The sequence below is a fragment of the Anaerolineae bacterium genome, from assembly GCA_035529315.1.
Lineage (GTDB): Bacteria > Desulfobacterota > Desulfobacteria > Desulfobacterales > ETH-SRB1 > Desulfaltia.
This window is the reverse complement of the sequence record DATKWZ010000012.1, coordinates 31,279-50,826: the sequence shown is the minus strand read 5'-3', so window position 1 is coordinate 50,826 and position 19,548 is coordinate 31,279. Positions and strand designations below refer to the sequence as shown.

Sequence of the window (19,548 nt, the reverse complement as noted above, 5' to 3'; positions counted from 1 at the left end):
GGAGGCCGGAAGCCTTTTTTCGTATTCACGCCGTCTGAGTATTCCGCCTTTCAGAAACCTGGACAGGTCTGTTTCATGAACCTCCGGGTCTACCTTTTCCCTTATTGAGCCGGTGAAATGAATAACCTTTTCATAGCCGATATAAATCCCGTGGTGAGCATAGAACCTGCCTCTTCGCCTGACACAGATATGATCACCAGGCAAAAGATCCGCCTCGGTTAAACGCTCGGATTTTAAACGATCAAATTTCATCTAAACGGCCCCTTCAATCTCCATAAGATTCTGATTTCCCCCAGATTACTGTTCCGTCCATTCGGAGATTTTGTTCAGCGCCCTCTCCCCTTTCTCAATTTGCACGTCTGATTGAAGAACCCCGCAGCAAGCTACAGGGAATGCACTCGCTATTGCGGTTCAACTGTCTTCCAGTACTCCGAAAGCTCCTTCTCAAAAACCCCCATCCTTTTCTCTTTCTCGGCTTTTACCTCTGATTCAACCGTCTTCCAGTACTCCGAAAGCTCCTCCTCAAAAACCCTCATCTTTTTCTCTTTCTCGGCTTTTACCTCTGACTCAATGCCCCTGCGATACTCTGAAAGACCCTTTTCAAGCTCCTCGTTCTTCCTCTCCTTTTCAGCAGTAAGTTCAGCTTCCAGTTCAGACAACCTCTGTTCCCTGATCAACCTTATTTCACCCTCAACCTCCGCCTCCAGCTCCTTCTTGCGCTCGAAGGATTCGGTCGAAATATCGGGCTGCATCACACCGGCATTGGCTTCAAGCTCCTGCATTTTTCTCTCTTTCTCAGCTTCAATCTCTTGCTCTACGGACTTTCCGTACTCGGACAGCTCCCTTTCAATCTCTTTCTTTTTTCTCTCCTTTTCGGTCGCAAGTTCAGCCTCCATTTTGCTTAGCCTCTGCCCCCTTGTGGACCTAATTTCCGCCTCAACTTCCGCCTCCATTTCACTTAGCCTCTGCTTCCTGATCGACCTTGTTTCACCCTCCAGCTCGACCTCCAACTCCCTTTTGAGACTGGTTAGCGCCGCCTTTTTACGAAACCTGCCAAGCATAATTATATTGCCCCCGATAATCACCACGAACAACGTCACCGCACCAGCGATAGCCGAGCCGTTTACACCATCTCGAACGATCTGTTTTTGACTCTGCCCCACAGGCTTTTTGGGCTCATCACCCATGTCAGGCGATACCGGCTGAGAAGTCACCGTTGCATGAGCCCTCTCCGGCCTCTGCTCGGGACTGGTCTCCGGCTTCGGCTCAACGGGTGTGGGCAATGGTGACTTGCCGGGTATCCCATAATGTTGTGAAGGCGGCGAATGGGTAATACTGCTTGATCTTGCCGACAAAGATAACGTCACGTATCTCAAGAAATCAACAGGCGTCAGGTTCTGTTCTGTTTTCATTGGCAGATACTGCGCGCCACACTTCTCAGCCCAGCTTTTAAGGTAAGCTGACTCACCGGAAAGGTCCCACAGAAGGATTCTGTCACCTGTCCGACCCCTTAAACCGGACAACTGTTCTTCAATCAGCTCAAGGTTCCTTTCGTGATAAAGGTGTCCCAAACGTTCAAAGAGTTCGTCCGGGGAAAGTCCCGAAGCCTTAAGCATACGGTACTGACTGTTAAGGTGTTCGTACCTTGGATCGGATTTCACCCTTTTACTGAAGTGGCGGAGTTTGCCGTCCCATATATCAGGTTCGCCGTCGGAAATAATCAACGCGAACTTGATTGTTTCCTTGCCCTCCCGTTCAAGCAGATATCTGAAAGGAATCTCCAGGTCGGTACAGTAGCTGTGGGCATCGATTTTCTCTATCTCTCCGGCCAGCGCCTCAATATCCGCTTTAGTGTCAGTGACTACGCTGATGTACTCGTAAATTTCCTCATTAAATCCGGCAAGTACTATTCTGAAGGGTTTTTTGAGGGTTCTGAGGAATGCAATTAGCAGGTCTCTCGATTTCAGCCCGGCATCGTGCTTTTTCACTGATCCGGACTTGTCGACGAATATGATCCCTTCGGGGATATCCTCGGCATGCGACACAGGGGAAGCGAGAAAAAATGCAAGGATTAACACTATAATCAATAAAGACTTTGCGGCTTTCATGTATTCACCCCACTGTTGTATGACTCTTTCGTTGAATTCGGCCTGCAACTCCGGAATAATCCAGCCACCTGTTTTGGTCTATCTCTGCCACCACATTCGGCATTCTCAGGGTTCCATTTGGCCACCACTTGGCAGAATTGATCGCTTGTCCTTTTTACTTGCTCCGCAGTTATCCGTTCCAGTAAGCCACCCACTCCGAACAGCCCAACATGTATCCTCCCTTCCATAATTCGGAGACACCGGCTTCCATCAATGGATGCGAGTCGCAATACTCCTGAAGCGTGAAATTTTTCTTTGAACACCGGAGGATGAATTCTCCAGCGCATTTCAAAACGATTCGAGTTTTTCTTCTGTATTTCTTCGTAGATTATTTCATCCCCCACAAACACCTTTTTTACAGCACTACGGACAATATCAGGCATATCCACGCAGGCAAGTCTGATTCTCACCTGCCTGCGTATCAAACAACTCGAGGACTGTCTTTTGATCTGTACATGGGGATAAAGTTCGCATTCTCTGGCCACAAAGCTATCGAACTCGGGGGTATATAAAGCATGCCACAATTCTTGTGCCGACACAGGGATCTCATTTTCCAGACGGAATTCCATGCAAACCTCTCTTGCCTAACCCGGACAGGTCTGTTCCTTGCGCCCTTGGGTTAGGCGCGCTTATTTTGAGCGCTTTATCTTCATCTCCTCAAAACGACAAACCTTATCAAAGAAAATCGATATCATCAAGGGTCATTAAATCTTCATCCGTACATTCTGAAAGTGAGACAACACGATTTGCCTGATTTGCCACCGCTTTTTCAAAAATATTTCTGACGCCCCTTGCGTTGCCGAATTTTTTATCCCCCGGTCCCGATACTTCTCTGAAGAATAGCTTTAAATAAACCATGGCTTTGGGGGTGATTTTGTATCCTGCATTGCCGCACATGAGTTTCATAATCTCAAACAGCTCGAGAGAGTTGTAATCATCGAAGCGAATAAACTTGTTGAAGCGCGATTTTAACCCTGGATTCACCCCCAGGAATTTCATCATCTTGTCAGGATAACCGGCAACAATAACAATGAGATTATCTCGATGGTCTTCCATTACTTTCAGCAATGTATCAATCGCCTCCCTGCCAAAATCCGAGTCATCCCCACCTGACACCAGGGAATAGGCTTCATCAATAAACAATACGCCACCTAATGATTGATCAACAACATCCCTTACCTTAAGCGCTGTTTGTCCCATATAACCCGCCACAAGCCCGGAACGATCTACTTCCACCAGGTGCCCTTTTGAAAGCAAACCCAGTGCCCTGAAGATTCCGGCAAGCGATCTGGCTATAATTGTCTTGCCTGTTCCGGGATTGCCGGTGAAAACAAGATGCAAAGACATGGGAGCAACCGGAAGTCCACGTTTTTTACGTTCTTTATTTGCCATAACAAGGTTGACAAGTGTGTTTACTTCCTTTTTTACTCTTTGTAATCCGGTCAGATTGTTCAGAATATCTATCTGCTCATTCAAATCTAAAAACTGTGAGCCTGCTTTACTTATATTTACATCAAAAGACTCATTATGTAGTTTTTTCTTAAAGCACGCGATGATATCGTGAACATCTTTCCTGCCGGGATCGAGTTCGATGACTTTTTGATAATCCATTATCGCGAGGTCGCATCTTCCCATCTCGTAACATAAAAGACCTCTGCAATAATAAGAATTGGCATCTTCGGGGTTTAATTTAATTGCCTTGTTATAGTCTTCAATTGCTTTTTCAAACTCCTTTAATGCCCGGTAAGCTTCTCCTCTCCAACTATAATATTCGACAACATCAGGATTCAGTTCTATTGCCTTGTTATAATCGGAAATTGCTTTTTTATATTTCAGGGATTCCTTATAGGTCCTTCCCCGGCAGAAATAAAGATAATCATCGTCCGGATCTATGATTATTGCCTTGGAAAAGGACTCTATTGCTTCTCCATATCTTCCTGAATTTAAGGAAGCAAGACCTTCTTTGCGATAATAGTAATAATATGCCATTTTAGCGCTTATTGTTTCAACAGGTATTTGATGGTTTTCGATGACGTTTTATATCAATACTTTCCTCTGCGAGCGCCTGCAGATCTTTGCACATTTCTTTACGGTTTTTAAGAGTGATATACAGAAGAGGAAGCAGGTGAAAAACAATAATCATCGCTATAATAATGTCGCTGAGAGACCATACAAACCGTAAATTGAGAAAAGGGCCAAGAAAGGTTACAACAAGAAAGACGATTCGATAATAAAAGGAATTTGTACCTCCGAGATATTTAAAACATCTTTCCGAGATATGAGCAAATGCGGCAATCGTTGTAAGAGCAAAAACAATAAGACTTACAACGACAACTATCTGGCCGAGAAAGCCGAGACCTGCCTCAAAGGAGGCTGCTGTGAGATGTGCTCCGGTTTGATACTGCCAATTAGAAGTAGAAAGAATCACCAGGCCGGTAATACTGCATATTATTACCGTATCAACAACAGGGGTAATTGCCGACATAAATGCCCCCATTGCAGGGGCCTCTTTATTTGCTCCCTGTAAAAAGGTACTCGTACCCATACCTGACATATGTGAAAACACTCCGCGGGAAATACCAAACTGCATTGCTTGAAGAACAGCATAACCAGCAACCCCTCCGGCAATGGAATAGGGCATGAAGGCACAAGAAAAAACCTGGCCAAGTGCTTTTATTGTCTGAGCAGGATGAAACAGGAGCACCAGAAGTCCGGTAACAACATAGATGGCAATTACAGCAGGAGCTATTGCCGAGCAACAATTGACAATTTTCTTTAAACCACCCAGGATGACCATGCCGACACAAAGGGTCATTAAAAACGCGATCAACAGATTGGGAACGTCGAACCTGTTGTGTACTGCCTGGGCCAGGGAGTTAGCCTGTACCAAATTGTAAAGGACTACTCCCTGAATTAATAGAAGACACGCTACCAGTTTAGAGATAAAAGCCCATTTTCCTGTCATATATTTTTCAAGATAGACCATTGGTGTGGCAAAGGATAAAGAGTTTTCATCAGCAGGCCGCATTTTGATTGCCATATAGGTAGAGGCCATTCTGAAAAACATGCCGAAAAGAGCAGACACCCACATCCAGAACAAAGCGCCCGGCCCCCCAAGGTGGATTGCGGTTCCAACTCCGGCGATATTGCCGATCCCTACTGTCGCGGCTACGGCGGAAAAAAATGCCTTTTTGTGCGAAACAAGTCTGTCGCTGGATTTTGACCGGTCGCTTCGAATGATTTTTAAAAATACGGGTATCCCTTTTTTCCAGGCAATACCACGGGTAAGGTATAAAAAAACTATGCCCAATTCCAGATAAACAAGGCAAAGTACCGGGTCCCATATCCATTTTGCTAATGTAACTATAGCAACTCCTCCTGTATGCCTGTCAGATTCAGGCAGTTACGGCCTATAAGAGTCATTTGTTATGATCTCTGAAATTTAGTGAATAATCCGGGTTAGGGGAACATCAAAGTCAAATTTGATGGGTCAATCCAATTTCAAAAACTGTTTCAAGTCGGATTCAAGTCCATGTCCCTGTAAATGTTTTCCCTTTGCTTTTAAAGAAAGAATCTGCTTGACCTTTGAAGCAATAAGCTCGGGATCAAAGGGATCAGCGAGACAACAGCCGTTTTGAACAGCCTCTCCCTCGAATGTATCCACAATTGACCGATCTCCAATGACAATTACAGCGGTATTCTGAAGAGTTCGGCACAAATTTCTCAACGAATTCAACTCGTCCGGAAAAACGCCTTTTGCGTCAAAAATCACAACCGTGGGGAAATTATCGGCTATAACATCTCCGGCATCCAGAACTCTGTTAACCACCAGAGATTCAAAACCGGTTCGTTTCAACACCTTCTGTGTTATTCCGCCCCTGAGTCTATCTGTTGAAAAAATAATTATCGGAGCCGGCATTCAGCTTTTCGCCTCTGTCATCGCCATTATCAACGCACCCTTGGCAGTTGTGTTAAGAGGGTCTTCAGCAAGGCGGACGCCGGAAATTTCAATGGGTAATTGAATACTATTGAGAACCTTTTCAAACTTCTCCTTGCATCCCTTCGGCATGGCCGTGCCCCCGCTCAAAACGATCGGGATGGGGCTTGAGATCTTTGGCACCTTGTCTGTCGAAGTAAGCACCCGCTGGAGGCTGTCAAGCAGGCTAAAAATGAGTTCATCATAAAAGATATGCAGCGCTGTCGTTATCCTGTCTGTCGGTTCCTTTGAGAGATCCAACCCCTCCTCTTTTATAACCTTTATCTTTGTGGCAGGTACTCCCACAGATGCTTCAACCATTGAATCTATATAATCGCCTGCCTTCTTAATGCTATAGGTAATTACAGGAAAAGAGAGGTACGAGAGACAGACATTGCACATTCCTCCGCCCATGCTTATTCCTATGCCTGTATAGTCATCGCTTGCAAGCTCGGACACTACTATAGCCATTCCTTCGTTTATGGAGACAGGGGAATATCCCATGCTGCCAAGAAACCTTTTGATTACCGACTCATGATACACCACAGAGCCTCCTCCATCAATGGGTTCGCCAGGAATGGCAAAACATAGTGTCTCACCGAAATTCCTGGGTTTTTTAATAAGTGTGCCCACTATGGCCTTGATAACGCTCATGCCCTCTTCTTCATGTGAACTCAAAAACCCTTCTTTTACGGGCTGCCTGCTATTCATATTAAACATGTTTGCAAAACTTTCGGCGGAATAGCCGATGACGTAAAACAAGTCCCCTCGTTCATAATACATGACCTGATTTTTGTTAAGAATACTCCTGGAAAATTTTGATTTGGGAACCGTAAAAAATGCGTTCAACTGTTTAACCACATGAATGTGCTTAAACTTCTCTTGGGCTGCTACGATATGGCTGGTCCCTATATCCAGACCTACCGGCCCATCCGGGCTTTCCGCATCTTCCCCAATCTCTCTTTCGCTGGCGATCACCGGCTTGAGCGAAGCCCCCTCTGCTTTTTCAATCCGCTCGTCAGCCTTTTTGTCACTTTCCCCGATTGGCTGGGCATATCCGCCAAGGGTCTGGCTCTTAAATGCCTCGAAACGCTCTTTTTGTTCGCTTAAAAATTCTTTTTCATCTGCCATTTTTCTCTACCTCCCGGTTCTTTGTGTATGTCTCGTTAACCCCTGGGTTACGGGTTTATCTGCCTTTAAGCATCAGGGAAACTTCCATCCTGTTTTGAGTCTCCATAAAAACATTATGTATTTGCTTGAACATTCCATCATACCTCTTCAGATGTGGGAACTTGACATCTTTATCACTGGAAATTTGCTGGAGTCCGATGTTGATATCATCAAGTCGTTTGGCGACGATTTTCTTTTCCGCCTCTATTTGATTCAGCTCATCTTTTAACATGTTTGTGAGATTCAAGGTTGATTCCACATCCTTTGTTGCAGCCTTTACTTTGAGGCGCAGATCGCTAATTTCCGCAGTTAACACATCTCTTTTGGGCCCTGTTTTTTCTATGTTTTCGACACACTTTCTTGTTCTGCTACCATATGATACCATGTACGCCTCAACTGAAGACATGGCTATACTTATTCCTTCAAGCTCAGCGGTCATGGCATCTATCTCATTCTTAAGCCTGCTGTTTTCCGCTTCTAAAAATGTCTTTGTATTCTGAAACTCATTAAATCCCCTGAGTTCGTCTACAATTTTCTCGTATTCTTCTTCGCCCATGGCTGCATCTTCGGGATCTTGTGCTCCCTTAATGTCTTCCATCATAATTCTCTGCCTTTCAATTGTCGCTCACTCCCACTTTCATAAAACGCCTTTTTCGCCTGAAGCTTTTTATCGGAAAAAGCGGAATGAAGCTTGTTTACCACTGTTTTTGACTTTTTAAGCTCATTCATAAGCATGTACTTATCATCCAGCGCTTCCTTCAACTCTTCCTCAAGGGTTTTTGTCTTTCCCACATAAACCAGCTTTTCACCTTTTAACACATTTATCTCATTTCCATACTCGGCAATCTTTTCCAAAGCGTTATTCAATCTGGAGTCAAGGAAGGTTATCTCTGACATAAGATCCGTCTTTTCTTCCTCCAGACTGCCGCACCTTTTTTGGTATTCAATAACAGCTTCCTGGAGCTTTGTTGTCCTTGACTTCATCTCGCTGATGCTCGCCTGGACGTCGTTTCTTTCCTCTGTCAGCTGGTCGGTCTCTATCTGCAACTCCCTTTTAGATGGCATCTCCTCTGCCATTCGGGCAATGGTCTCCTTGAGCTTTGATTTCGCTCTCTTTAAATCAGCCATCATCTCCTTGGACTCATTGAGATCTTTTTCGAGAACCGAGTTTATTTTCAGCACTCTTTGAAGCTGAACCTCCATGTTCTTAATAACCATAAACATGTCATTTACGGTCTTTTCCAGGTCAACTGCATAAACACCCTGTTTTAAGGCCTCGAGTTCCTTTATTTTGGGCATAATAGTCTCCTGGACCTTTTCTATCCGTGATTGGCCGGTAGCTTGTTGCTGTAATATCTCCTTCAAACGTTCGTCGACATTCTGCTGATTTCCCCAAACAGGCATTTCCATGGATTCGCCAATTTCCTGATTTTGCTTCCGCTTTGATGTATCAATAATAGTCATGGCCACCCCATTGTTATCTTTTGTTTGTGTAGTAATTAGTCTTGACCTTTCTTTCAACAACCTGCATCCTGTTGTAGAGATCTTTCAGCGCCTTGATGCCCCCGGTAATTTTTTCATCGAGATTATCCACATTGGTAGCTTTCACGGGAACCTCACGCTCAAGCATGCCCATTTTGTTTATGAACACCTCCATCTCACCCTTCATAAAATCTATACCCTTAACAGTACTGCCAAGGACGGAGATCTCGGCGCGGAGTCTTTCCGAGACTTCCAGGTGTGTATCGGAAAGTTTAGCTTTTTCTGCCTCATAAAATTGTATTTCGTTTATAATGTCGCGCTCTCTTGCTAACAACCTCACCAGTTTCTTCTTGAGAACATCCGACCTCTTAAGCAATATCCGGCTTTTTCTTCTCTTTTCCGAAAGCTGGAGTTGGAAATCCCTGACACTCCTGGACATCAAATGGTTTTCTTCTTCAAGCCTCTCAACCTCGGAAACTACCCTTTTCTTTTCCATGGTGAGATTTTCTCTGTCGATCTTCAAGACACCCCCGCCTTTTGAGAGGCTTTTTAACAAGGCTTCCTTCTTTTTAATCCACCTGTCTTCCATCACTCCCGAAGAAGGGCTTTGTATGTAATCGTCTTCAGCAATATTCATTATTTCTCCCCAAGAATAAGCCGGGTAAGTTCAGCCTTGGTTTGTTTCTCATTATATTCAATGCCGCGTTCTTCACAGATGGAAAGAAGCTCCGCCTTTGTAATCCTCATCAAGCTCTCCTCTGTAAATTCAGACTCTTCCGACGCGGCAGCCTCTTCAACAGCCTCTGCTCCAGATTCGGCAACCTCTGCGGCAACCCCGGATTCGCTTACATCAACCCTGTTAAACCTTTCTTGTTGCCACCAATTCCTGAGATTATTGATCGCCTCGGTCAATTCCTTCCCCGATGCATTAATGTCAAATGTTATATCTTCACCGCTGATCACCTTGATAGCTTCAAATGCTTTCTCTCTGATATCAAGCTCCTTATCCTTCAACACCTTGATTAAAGGCAACACAGCAGAAATATCCTTGATATTGGCAAGAGCCGTTACAGTCGCCTTCCTGACCCTTGAATCTTCGTCTCTAAGACATTGCACCAGCGAAGGCACAACGTCCGTATAGTCTTTCCAGCCGATAAAAGTAGCCGCGGTTCTCCTCACTTCAGGATTTTCATCCCTCAAGGCCTTTGTCATCACTGGTATCGCTTCTTCATTCTCTGCCATCTTGTAAAGCCCTCTGAGACATCCTGTGCGTATCCTGTGGTCCTGGTGATCAGCATTTCCCTTGAAAACAGGAATGGCCCGGGCATCACCTATTGAGATGAGCGAATTTATTATTTCGGAAGTCAGCTCCGGATTATCAAATTTTACAGCCTCCATAAGGATGGGAACAGAGGCAACAGATGCTATCTTTCCAAGCTCTGCGGCTGCAAGGATTTTGATATCTATCTCAGCATCAAGGAGGTCATTTGCGATCTTGTTGAATATTTCCCGCTCTGAGAGCGTCTCAAATTCGCCATGTCTTAAGGCCCTTGCTATGGCGGATTCAACATTCTTGTTCACCCTGTCATCCGCCGCCGCCTTATCGCTTTCTTTAGACAGTCCGGCCGCTTTCCTGAGCTTCTTCCCCCTCACAGCTTCCGCCTTTTTCTGTTCTCTGGCCTCAACGATACGGTCCTTCAGCCGCTGTATCTCTTTCTCATATTCCCTTACATCAGCGATAAGCTTCTTGATCGGCTCTGTTTGCAGAGCACTCTCATCACCCGAATAATTTGCTCCTTCCTTGCCTATCTCAAGATACAATGCCTTTATCTTCCTTTCGTATTCTTCAATCTTATCCTCCAGGCGTCTGGTTTCACTCGGTCTTGACATGCCAAGACCTGAGGTAAACATGCCTGCTACTTTTTCCGGCAAAAACGTCGATTTTTTTGCCGCGGTGAAAAGTTTGTTAAGAGCGTCGGATGTCACATCATACGCAGACACCATTGCTCTGCCCCCAAAGTTCAACACCCTGGCCACACCACCTATGAATCCTGATCTTTCGTGATAAGAATTTTCCATAACTGCCTCCTTGCTTTAAACTCTGATTTCGAACTCAGGGGGTTTTGCCCCAACCGCGACTAAATGTCCTGCGATTTTGCCCATTTGTAGAAATTACGAAAAGGCTTGTCATACTCTTCAATGGCGGATTGCAGCTTGCCATTCATCAAGCCTGCATCCTGTTTAATGCTGTTAATGATCTCGGTTAACCTGACATTAACATTTGAATCCCTGTCATGCTTTTGAATCTCATTCTGAAGTCTTTCAATTTCAGCGTCTATGTCATCAAATTTGTCCATCTCCTGCTTTAGGGAGGTCAGACGTGAATACCTTTCGGCTAACTCTTGCTTCAGTCTTTTTCCCTGTTCCAGCTCATCGTCCAGGCTCTTAATTCCGGAGTTTAATTCATTTGTCTCTTTAGCAGCTTGTTCAAACTCCGCTACCAGACGTTCCTTTTCGTCTCGCAGCCTATTTACTTCATCCACTATTGTCGCTTTCTCAACATCGCCTCCCACGTCGGTCGTAAGATGCTGGATCTTCTCTTTCAGATCCTCCTTTTTTGACAAAAAGGACCTTTCCTGCGCGTGCTTCTCATCTATTTGTGTATTGAGCCCGGATTTCTCCTTTTCAAGCCTCTCCTTGTGTTCATTGACTTCAGCAATATAGTCGTTAATTGTCTTCTCTATCTCAGCCTGATTCTGAATCGCATCAAAAGTATCGGGATCAAAACCTTCGGGCATCAGTCCGACAAGGATATCTCTCGTGTTTCTCATCACAGAAATCTCATTCTCCAATCCGCTTGACCTTGTTTTCAGGCCCGCCATCTTTTTTTCAACATCCTCCTTTTTGACCAGGCTCTTCCGGTGAATCGATTGAAGATCTTTGAATCTGTCCGATAATCTGCCAACATGTCCACGCACATGCGCAATTTGTCTTTTTATGTCCGGCAAAGTTGCCTGTTTGTTTTCGATCTCCTTTTCAATTGTCTTTAGCTCCTCGTGTTTACTTTCGGCAGCCTCCCTCTCTTCCCGAATGCCGGCCAACTCCTTTTCAGCCTCACTCAAACGGAGCTCGGTCTCTCTGATGGCTTTTTTCGTTCCCTGAAGCTTTGCGCGGCCTGTCGCGACTTTGGCCTCAATATATTGAATTTCTATTATAGACTTGCGTATCTCGGACACAAGGATCTGCTTCTTCTTTGAAGCATGCAGAAGGTCTTCGGTCTTGTCCAGGAAGTTGAGCAAATTTTTATTTGCATCCACTGTTGCGCCAGGATATTGTGGCATATCATTACCTCATGTCTGCTGTTTTGATGAACATGGAACTCATAACCTGCACCAGCCCGGCAACCTTCTTTTCTGCCATTCTGATATCCTTTTCAAGCCAGACCTTATCTACGAGCAGTTTTTTCAGCGCATCCCGACTTTCTTCAAACAACCTGTATGAGGTTTTCAACCTTTCCCGGGCGCTATCCAACCCTGTAGCGGCTTTGTCATAAACCATGATTTCTTTTTCAAGAGCACCTACGGTGTATATTTGTTCGGCATTTTCAGTAGAAAGACTATCAGCTTGTTCTTGATTGTCCGCCAGCATTTTCTGAAGCTCTTTTAATTTAGCGGACAGCAATGCCGACTCTTGTTTCCGTTCTTCCACATCAGCCTTAAGCACCTCCCTCTCAGCTTGAATGGCCTTAATATCTTCGAGAAACGCAACTTTCTCATCAAGTCCGGAGATAGCCTCGGTCATATCCTTGATTGCTGTCTCCAGCTCAGATAACTGTTGCTTAACAGCATCACGCTCTGCGATTCTGTTCAAAAAAGAAGCGCTTAATTCATTAAATTCCTCTTCAATCTTGTCTCTATCCAGGGATGTTTTTGATAAAAAACGGGATATATCGTTCGACAACTTGAGCTTTTCTGCTTCCATTTCGTCCACACGGGAAGACAGTTTTATGTTCTCAGCATCAAGGGCGGCATTGCTATCAGAAATTTCCTGTATGTCTTTGTCCACATTTTCGATGTTTCTATTTAAAGAATTTTTCAAATTATTAAGTTCTGCAAGTTCAGCATCTCTGCTCTTAATTTCTTTGAACAAAAAAGAGGAGCCTTCTTCCATCTCTGTCTGTTTCCTGCGGAAGAGGAAAATAACACCCTGGCTATCCTTTATCTCTCTTTCAGTTACCGCAAGTCCTCTTCTGAACGCTTTCAATTGTGCGGAACCCTTTCCTGTTTCAGAATCAATATGCTCCAATTCCTCCGACAATCTATTTAGAGTCATTCTTTCTGAATCACGCCTCTCGCGTAATTCAGATATCTCTTGATTACTCATCGCGTCAAATTTGTGTGACATATCACCTGCCTGCTATGTATTTTTCCCAGTTTTCCTGGAACTGGACAAGTTTATCCTGGTACTGAGCCCTTTCTCTGACGGCTGTCTCAGCCGTGGCAACGGTTCTGGTCAATTCTGCCTTCAAGTTAGCCACCTCCAGGTTGAGCGCTTTGTTGCTACTGCCGACCTCTGCGAGCTTCCTTTCCATTTCAGCCTTTTCATTGAGCGCGGCTTTGACTTTCTTCCTTAGGTCTTCGTTCTCCCTGGTGGCGGCATCGGCTACTTTCCGCAGCTCGGTCTTTTCCGAGAGAATGGTCTTTGCCCGTTTTTCTACCTCACCTTTCTCGGTCGTTAAACTCTTAATTTTGTTTTCAGCATTCGCCACATAGTTGAAAGCAGATTCGGCTTTCTTCTCTGCCTGTGCCTTCCCCTCTTCGGCAACGTTGAGGTGTTCCTTCAGACTTTTAACCTGTTGCTCAAGTTCGGTATTTTCACTCACGAGTTGACGCACTCGATTATCCAGCATATCGAGTATACCCTGCTCTATTGCCTGCGATTCCCGCAGCAGGTCTTCAACGGCCGGCTTTTTTGCCTGAAAATCCATTTCGAGTTTCTTCACCGCCTCCTGCACGCTCTTCAGAAGTGCTGCCTTTGACACGCTGTCTGCAATCATAGAATTCTCTTTACTTTCGTTCATAGCCACCTCTTTCAGCTTTGGCTAAATTTTGACAATAACATCTCCGACGCTAAAATAGTTTCTGGCCTGATTTCCCACCATCATTGTTGAAGCTATATTTATGGAAGCGCTCAACGGGATACTGATCAACGGAATCAATTTGTAGGCCCTGCCAAAGAATCGGGGGCTGATCTTCCTGGTCACATCCTCCGCCGCATAAGCTATGCCCTTATTGATGTACTTTGCCGCTGTCGCATCAACCATGTTTTTAAAGGTGCTGGCGGCAATCCCTTTTACCATCTGTGCGCTCCCTGAAAAGCCCAGCAGCGCAAGGGTTACCGCCTTTATCTCATCTTCATCTATCCCCGAATCATAGGCAACGGATATCGAATAACACAGCTCTATTTGTGTCCTTAGGAGATAGGCCAGATCAGCAAAAGCGCCCACAACAGCCGTTCCTATAGTCCCTATAACCGGCAAAGCAGCAGGCGCGGATGTAAGGCCTCCGAACGCGCCGGCTTTTATGGCGCTCCTCTTTATCAACTTGCTGCTCACTTCGTATGATATATCCAGTTTTGATCGATCTCCGCGCTCCAGAACGCACTCTTTTTTCATCACCCATACTTCTTCACGTATCAAGGGCAAAGCCTCACCGGACAAGCCGAGTATTCCTACCAGCCAATCGCCTTTCTTTATCTGCGAGCAGGGTTTAACATAGAAGTCATCCTCTGCGTTCTCTGCGATGTCATTCGATCTTTTCATCGTTAACCAGTGAATCCGGCAGGGTTTAGCCTTTCCGCCCTTTCTTTTTTGCGCTCCTCAATACGCTTTTCAAAGCCTTCCAATTTCGAAAAGAGTCCCATCATTTTTTCGTCCTTAAAAACATCAAGCTCAGGAGACTTTTTTCTGACTTCCGTCAGTCTTTCTCCTATCTTTTTTACGATCTCGCGCTTCTTATTCTCGAGTTCATGCATATCATAGGTCAAGAATATCCCCCTGGTAGAGGACTTAATCGCTTCATACGCCCCTTCCAGCTTATCAGCAAAGGCATCTCCGAAATGTTGCATCTTGTACCTGAATCCTTCTCCCATGTATTCCCCCTTTCATGAATTTTAACTACTTGCTGTTACATCACTTTTTCTTGGCGCGGCCTTTCAACTCATCCCAGTATTCATCAGGCATATCCTTGCAAAGCTTTAACGCCCCGTTTGCCCCGGCATATAAAGGTTCTTCCACCTTACTGACCCTGCCGTATCCCAGCGTCTCTTTCATATAGCTTTCAATCTCCTTTTTCAGTCCCACGATCTGGCTTCCCCCACCTGCCAGGATGACATTTCTTTTTAACCCGTCCTGAAATTCGGGATCAAAACCGGCAACAAGATCTCTAACTCCTTCCACAATCTCCGGAACTATAGAACTGCAAGCTTCTCTGAGTTCACTGGTGACATCATGGCTGGTCGGTTTGCCTCGGACAGGAAGATCTATGGTAACCTTCTCACCCTGTGCCGAGACAAAGGCGCATTCTTCTTTAAACCTCTTGATCATTGTCACCGTAAAATTGGCATCCTTGTATTTTTTCTTAATGAGATCGAGAAAAACCTGGTCGATGTGATCACCGGCCTTAAACGTGGTTATCTGATCCTCTTCGGATGGTATGGTTCCGTGCATCCTGCACAAATCAACAGTCCCTGCCCCGATATCTATAATAAGGGCATTGGAAAAGATGTCGAGTCCATAGGCAACAGCGAAAGGTTCCGAGACCACCATGATGTCATCAAGTATCCCCCCTGCTATATCAAGCAGGTCCTTCTTGTTTTTCGTGCTGGCCAAAGCCGGAGCTCCGATTACCCCCCTTATGATCAGATCCCCGGTTTCCCCTTCTGTGGCAAGACCGACAAGGTGTTTCAAAAGTTTCTTTGCAACGCTCTTTGCCTTTTCATATTCTTCGAGATGTTTTTCAGAAGAACCGGAATGCTTGAGCACACCTTTACTAAAAGGTCTATACAGGTCGAGAGCCATTCTGTTCTCAAGGGCATCATCTCCAAAGACTATATCTGTTCCGAGCATCTTGCTTGAAACCACATCTTTGGGAAACCCAACATAACTGGAAATAAAGGCCCTTATGCCGTTGTCGGCGGCTATGACACTTCTTGAGGTGCCAAGATCAATCCCAACATTTAACACTTTAGTTTCCGTCATTTTTTCACCCGCTCCAAATAAATGATTAAATTCTGTTTATAGTGTCTCGGCCAGCAATTTATTTTCTTCAACAATCGCATGCAAAAGCTTCTTTTTCCCGGTATCTAATTTCGTCTCTTTGACCTGAGAAATCGATCTTGCGGAATGGACCACACCATGTTTCTCTATAGAAGATAATCTGCCCTCGATTTGCGAGATCTTATCTTCCAGCCTCTTCAGCGCCTCAACATCATGGGATGTCTTGTAAAAGATTTTGCTCGCCCCTTTCTTAATAAACACAAACGGCCGAGATATGGTCGAAGTAACAGGTCTGGTTATCTTTAACACATTGCCCCATACGGCATTGCCGCCCCTCTTCATGCAACTGCATGAAACCATACCCGCATATTCAGCCGTCGCGCAGGTATATTTCCCTGCTTCATTCAACGTGTTCAATCCACGGGCCGTCTTGTCAACGACCCTGCTCGTCCCTTCCTTAATAAACACAAACGGCCGCGACATGGTCGAAGCGACAGGCCTGGTTATTTTTAACAGATTGACCTTTACGGCATCGCCACCCTTCTTAAAGCAACTGTACGAAAACATACCAGCATATTCAGCTGTCGCGCAGGTATATTTCCCTGCCTCATTCAACGTATTCAATCCATGTGATACGATTTTCATGATTCAGCCACCCCCTGTGCAGGATTATATTATAAGATACTATGCGCGCCTATAACCCGCCTTGCTTTTTACGTCCGAACATAAGTCTGCCCCAGCCACGCCGGCTTTTCCTCTCCAACTCAAGAGGTTTTTTCTCCACAGGCTGAAACTGCCGGTCATTGGACCACACGCAGACATTGGAAACTATCTCCTCATCCATAGCGATATGAGCGCCTTCGCATTCAATAACGTAGCATGGATATCGCTGATGCAACTTAACAATCGCTCCGGGTCTGACCTGGAGGCCGTTGAGTCTATGAAGCTGTTTATCGACATTGCAGTTTATATAGGCAACCCGAGCGGACTGGCCTATTTCCAACTCGGTTAGAGAGCTAACCACGTTATGGGCGGTCTTGGCGGAACTCCGGCAGCATTCCCCTTCAGGTATAGGTCTCCCATGAGGGCATTCTCTGGGATGACCAAGTAATGTGCAGATACCATCCACCAGTTCGCTGGAGACGATATGCTCAAACTCACAGGCGCCTGTCTCAAATTCTTCCCCAAAGATATCATAAAGTAATCTCTCGGCTATCCTGTGAGCGCGTATTATCTTTCGCGCACTATTCTCGCCGGTCTCGGTCAGCTCTATCTTTTTATCGGTCAATTCAATCTGACCTTCCTGCAGTAACTCGTCAACTATACGCGGATCAAAGACTCCGTTCACGGTGTCCTTTAGAATATCCATGGAATCCTGCCCTGCCTCTCTCATTCCCCACAATCTTTCGAGATGTTCCTCTTTGTGTCTCTTTTTCATGTCCATGATACAGTCTTCCTCCAAGCTCTAAAGCAGCGCCACAAGCGCCCAATTCAATGCCCCTGCTGTTACAATGGCGCTTAAACCGATACCGAAAAGCATCGCCAGGGTGTTCTTTCCCCCGACCTCTTTTGTCATGGCCATTATATTAGCAAAACAAGGGGCAAATATCGTGGTGATGATAACAGCTATTATACATTGCACATAGTTTAACTGTTCTTTTCTTACGAGATTTATAATCAAGCCCGCACCTGCTTCGTGCCTGGCAAAGCACAGGATAATGGCGTCCACCATCGCCAAGGGGAGGCCCAATACCCCCTCAACAATGGGACTCAACAACTTTTTGATACCATCCAGAATCCCCAGTCTGTCGATAGTAAAGAGGGCAAGGGCGGCGTAAACAAAAACAGGCAGCGATTCTTTGAGAAACCAGTAAAGCCTGTAATACGTTTTTTTGAGAACACCCTTCAGGTTAGGCAACCGTATTGCCGGCAGCTCCTGTATAAAGGCGATTTTCTCTTTATCCTCCCTCAAAAGAACTTTGTTCAGAACAATCCCCGCTCCCAATCCCACGAAAGCCATAACAGAAAAGAACAGAAGAAACGCGCCCATCCCCATCCTCCCGAGTATGCTCATATTAAGACCCATCTGCGCCGAGCAGGGGATTGCAAAGGCTATTAAGTACACGGCTATATATCTTTCCCTTTTTGATCGCAAGGTTCTGGTTGTCAAGGTAGCCATGGTCTTACAACCAAAACCAAGAACCATCGGCATGATTGCGCCGCCACTCAATCCCAGCTTTCCGAGAAGCCTCTTGGTCAAGACAGAGAGATTAGGAATATATCCAATGTCTTCAAGCGTATTGAACATGAGAAAAAAGACCGCCAAGATAGGTAGAACCGTCAAAAGGGCGTTGGCCAGCCCCAGGGAGAGCACACCGTAATCCCCTATCAGAAGATCATGCCAGAATCCCGTGGGGGAAATATCGCTTATTGCACTCTGTACAGGAAGCCATAACTTGTCATTCATCCATTCTGATGCCACATTGGCCACATTGATCACGAGAAAAAACATGGTGTACACTACCATAAGGAGGATAGGTATCCCGAACACAGGATGACGGCTTAACCGGGCAACGCTCATGGAGAACCCTTTAAACACTACCTTTTGTTTCTTGACCACCTTCTCCACAACATCATCTATCCATCGATTCCGTTTGTTAATGATCCCCCTGCCGATATTACCCCTGTATTGCCTTTTGATCTTATCTATCTCTTTTCTCAATTTCACACAGATTATTTCATCATATTTTTCTTTCAGTCTATCTGTCATGAATGGATCATCGATCAGGAGAAGAAGAGACACTGTTGCCTTATAAGCAAGATCATCCGGCAGCCCTGACTCAACGGATAAAAGCCCGTCTTCTATGATATCACCGTATCGCACATCCCTTTTTCCTGTCCTTGCCCTGACAATGGCTTTCTTCAGCTCATTTGTGCCCAGGCTATAGACTGCAATGGATTCCACAACCGGAATGCCCAGGATACGTGACAACTCGTCTGAATCAATCCACATACCTTTTTTTGCGGTCTCATCTATGGCATTTAGAGATATGACCATCGGTATCCCCAATGTCAACAAATCCTCGGTCAGAGCAAGAGATTGCTTAAGCCGATTGGCGTCAATGCACTGAACGATGACATCCGGTCTTTCGGAAAAGATCGCATCGCGAACCATAAGCTCCTCTTCCGAATGGATGTACATGGAGTTAAGACCAGGGGTGTCAACGACCTCATAGATTTGGCCGTCTATCCGGCAGTGTCCTTTTTTTGTTTCAATGGTAGTCAGCATGGAGTTGGCCACCAAGGCATACTCCCCTGTGAGATTGTTGAATACCTGACTCTTTCCGGAGTTAGGCAGCCCAACAATGAAAATCTTTTTGATTGAAAGTGGTTTGCTTGACTTTTCCATAGCCCTAGGATAAATATTTATATGTTTTTTCCTTGTAAGATCAGATAAAACAACTGTACTTTTAACTTCCCGCGGACAGAGTCCTTTT

General features: G+C 45.3%; 20 protein-coding genes. All 20 read right to left on the bottom strand.

Features of this window, described 5'->3' with window-relative positions; translation table 11 throughout:
- The coding region (locus VMW78_02060; protein HUV49793.1) for a lecithin retinol acyltransferase family protein at nucleotides 1-252 on the bottom strand (252 nt) is incomplete at its 3' end.
- A 149-nt stretch (nucleotides 253-401) separates the two neighbouring features.
- The gene (locus VMW78_02055) at nucleotides 402-2,108 is read right to left on the bottom strand and encodes a hypothetical protein (protein HUV49792.1); all 1,707 of its coding nucleotides are present in this window, start codon (nucleotides 2,106-2,108) and stop codon (nucleotides 402-404) included.
- Entirely contained in the window at nucleotides 2,105-2,716 is a 612-nt protein-coding gene (locus VMW78_02050) for a DUF2505 family protein (protein HUV49791.1), read from the bottom strand. The genes VMW78_02055 and VMW78_02050 overlap by 4 nt, the downstream gene beginning before the upstream one ends.
- Before the next feature lie 106 nt (nucleotides 2,717-2,822).
- Nucleotides 2,823-4,136: a tetratricopeptide repeat protein gene (locus tag VMW78_02045; GenBank protein HUV49790.1), complete on the bottom strand. Its 1,314-nt coding sequence runs from the start codon at nucleotides 4,134-4,136 to the stop codon at nucleotides 2,823-2,825.
- A gap of 16 nt (nucleotides 4,137-4,152) precedes the next feature.
- Complete coding sequence (locus VMW78_02040; GenBank protein HUV49789.1) at nucleotides 4,153-5,493, bottom strand: amino acid carrier protein; 1,341 nt, start codon at nucleotides 5,491-5,493, stop codon at nucleotides 4,153-4,155.
- Nucleotides 5,494-5,637: 144 nt separating this feature from the next.
- The gene (locus VMW78_02035) at nucleotides 5,638-6,066 is read right to left on the bottom strand and encodes a hypothetical protein (GenBank protein HUV49788.1); all 429 of its coding nucleotides are present in this window, start codon (nucleotides 6,064-6,066) and stop codon (nucleotides 5,638-5,640) included.
- Nucleotides 6,067-7,254 (bottom strand): hypothetical protein, encoded by a 1,188-nt coding sequence (locus VMW78_02030; GenBank protein ID HUV49787.1) that lies wholly within the window; start codon nucleotides 7,252-7,254, stop codon nucleotides 6,067-6,069.
- 55 nt (nucleotides 7,255-7,309) lie between these two features.
- Nucleotides 7,310-7,894, bottom strand: a complete 585-nt coding sequence (locus VMW78_02025; protein ID HUV49786.1) for a hypothetical protein — start codon at nucleotides 7,892-7,894, stop codon at nucleotides 7,310-7,312.
- Entirely contained in the window at nucleotides 7,891-8,757 is an 867-nt protein-coding gene (locus tag VMW78_02020) for a hypothetical protein (protein ID HUV49785.1), read from the bottom strand. Before VMW78_02020 ends, VMW78_02025 begins: the two co-directional genes overlap by 4 nt.
- A 13-nt stretch (nucleotides 8,758-8,770) precedes the next feature.
- Nucleotides 8,771-9,412: a hypothetical protein gene (locus VMW78_02015; GenBank protein HUV49784.1), complete on the bottom strand. Its 642-nt coding sequence runs from the start codon at nucleotides 9,410-9,412 to the stop codon at nucleotides 8,771-8,773.
- Entirely contained in the window at nucleotides 9,412-10,854 is a 1,443-nt protein-coding gene (locus tag VMW78_02010; GenBank protein ID HUV49783.1) for a HEAT repeat domain-containing protein, read from the bottom strand. The genes VMW78_02015 and VMW78_02010 overlap by 1 nt, the downstream gene beginning before the upstream one ends.
- A gap of 59 nt (nucleotides 10,855-10,913) precedes the next feature.
- Nucleotides 10,914-12,116 (bottom strand): hypothetical protein, encoded by a 1,203-nt coding sequence (locus VMW78_02005; protein ID HUV49782.1) that lies wholly within the window; start codon nucleotides 12,114-12,116, stop codon nucleotides 10,914-10,916.
- A 4-nt stretch (nucleotides 12,117-12,120) separates the two neighbouring features.
- A complete protein-coding gene (locus VMW78_02000) occupies nucleotides 12,121-13,179 on the bottom strand; it encodes a hypothetical protein (GenBank protein HUV49781.1) in 1,059 nt (352 codons plus the stop codon).
- A 1-nt stretch (nucleotide 13,180) separates the two neighbouring features.
- Nucleotides 13,181-13,855, bottom strand: coding sequence for a hypothetical protein (locus VMW78_01995; GenBank protein ID HUV49780.1), 675 nt, complete (start codon nucleotides 13,853-13,855; stop codon nucleotides 13,181-13,183).
- A 21-nt stretch (nucleotides 13,856-13,876) separates the two neighbouring features.
- Nucleotides 13,877-14,596 carry a hypothetical protein gene (locus tag VMW78_01990; protein ID HUV49779.1) on the bottom strand — a complete coding sequence of 240 codons (720 nt, stop codon included), beginning with the start codon at nucleotides 14,594-14,596 and terminating at the stop codon, nucleotides 13,877-13,879.
- 2 nt (nucleotides 14,597-14,598) lie between these two features.
- Entirely contained in the window at nucleotides 14,599-14,925 is a 327-nt protein-coding gene (locus VMW78_01985) for a hypothetical protein (protein ID HUV49778.1), read from the bottom strand.
- A 40-nt stretch (nucleotides 14,926-14,965) separates the two neighbouring features.
- On the bottom strand, nucleotides 14,966-16,033 hold the full coding sequence (mamK, locus tag VMW78_01980; protein ID HUV49777.1) for a MamK family actin-like protein: 1,068 nt from the start codon (nucleotides 16,031-16,033) through the stop codon (nucleotides 14,966-14,968).
- A gap of 36 nt (nucleotides 16,034-16,069) precedes the next feature.
- Complete coding sequence (locus VMW78_01975; protein ID HUV49776.1) at nucleotides 16,070-16,696, bottom strand: hypothetical protein; 627 nt, start codon at nucleotides 16,694-16,696, stop codon at nucleotides 16,070-16,072.
- A gap of 49 nt (nucleotides 16,697-16,745) precedes the next feature.
- Complete coding sequence (locus tag VMW78_01970) at nucleotides 16,746-17,495, bottom strand: metal-dependent transcriptional regulator (protein ID HUV49775.1); 750 nt, start codon at nucleotides 17,493-17,495, stop codon at nucleotides 16,746-16,748.
- A gap of 21 nt (nucleotides 17,496-17,516) precedes the next feature.
- On the bottom strand, nucleotides 17,517-19,460 hold the full coding sequence (gene feoB, locus VMW78_01965; protein HUV49774.1) for a ferrous iron transport protein B: 1,944 nt from the start codon (nucleotides 19,458-19,460) through the stop codon (nucleotides 17,517-17,519).
- Nucleotides 19,461-19,548 lie beyond the last annotated feature (88 nt).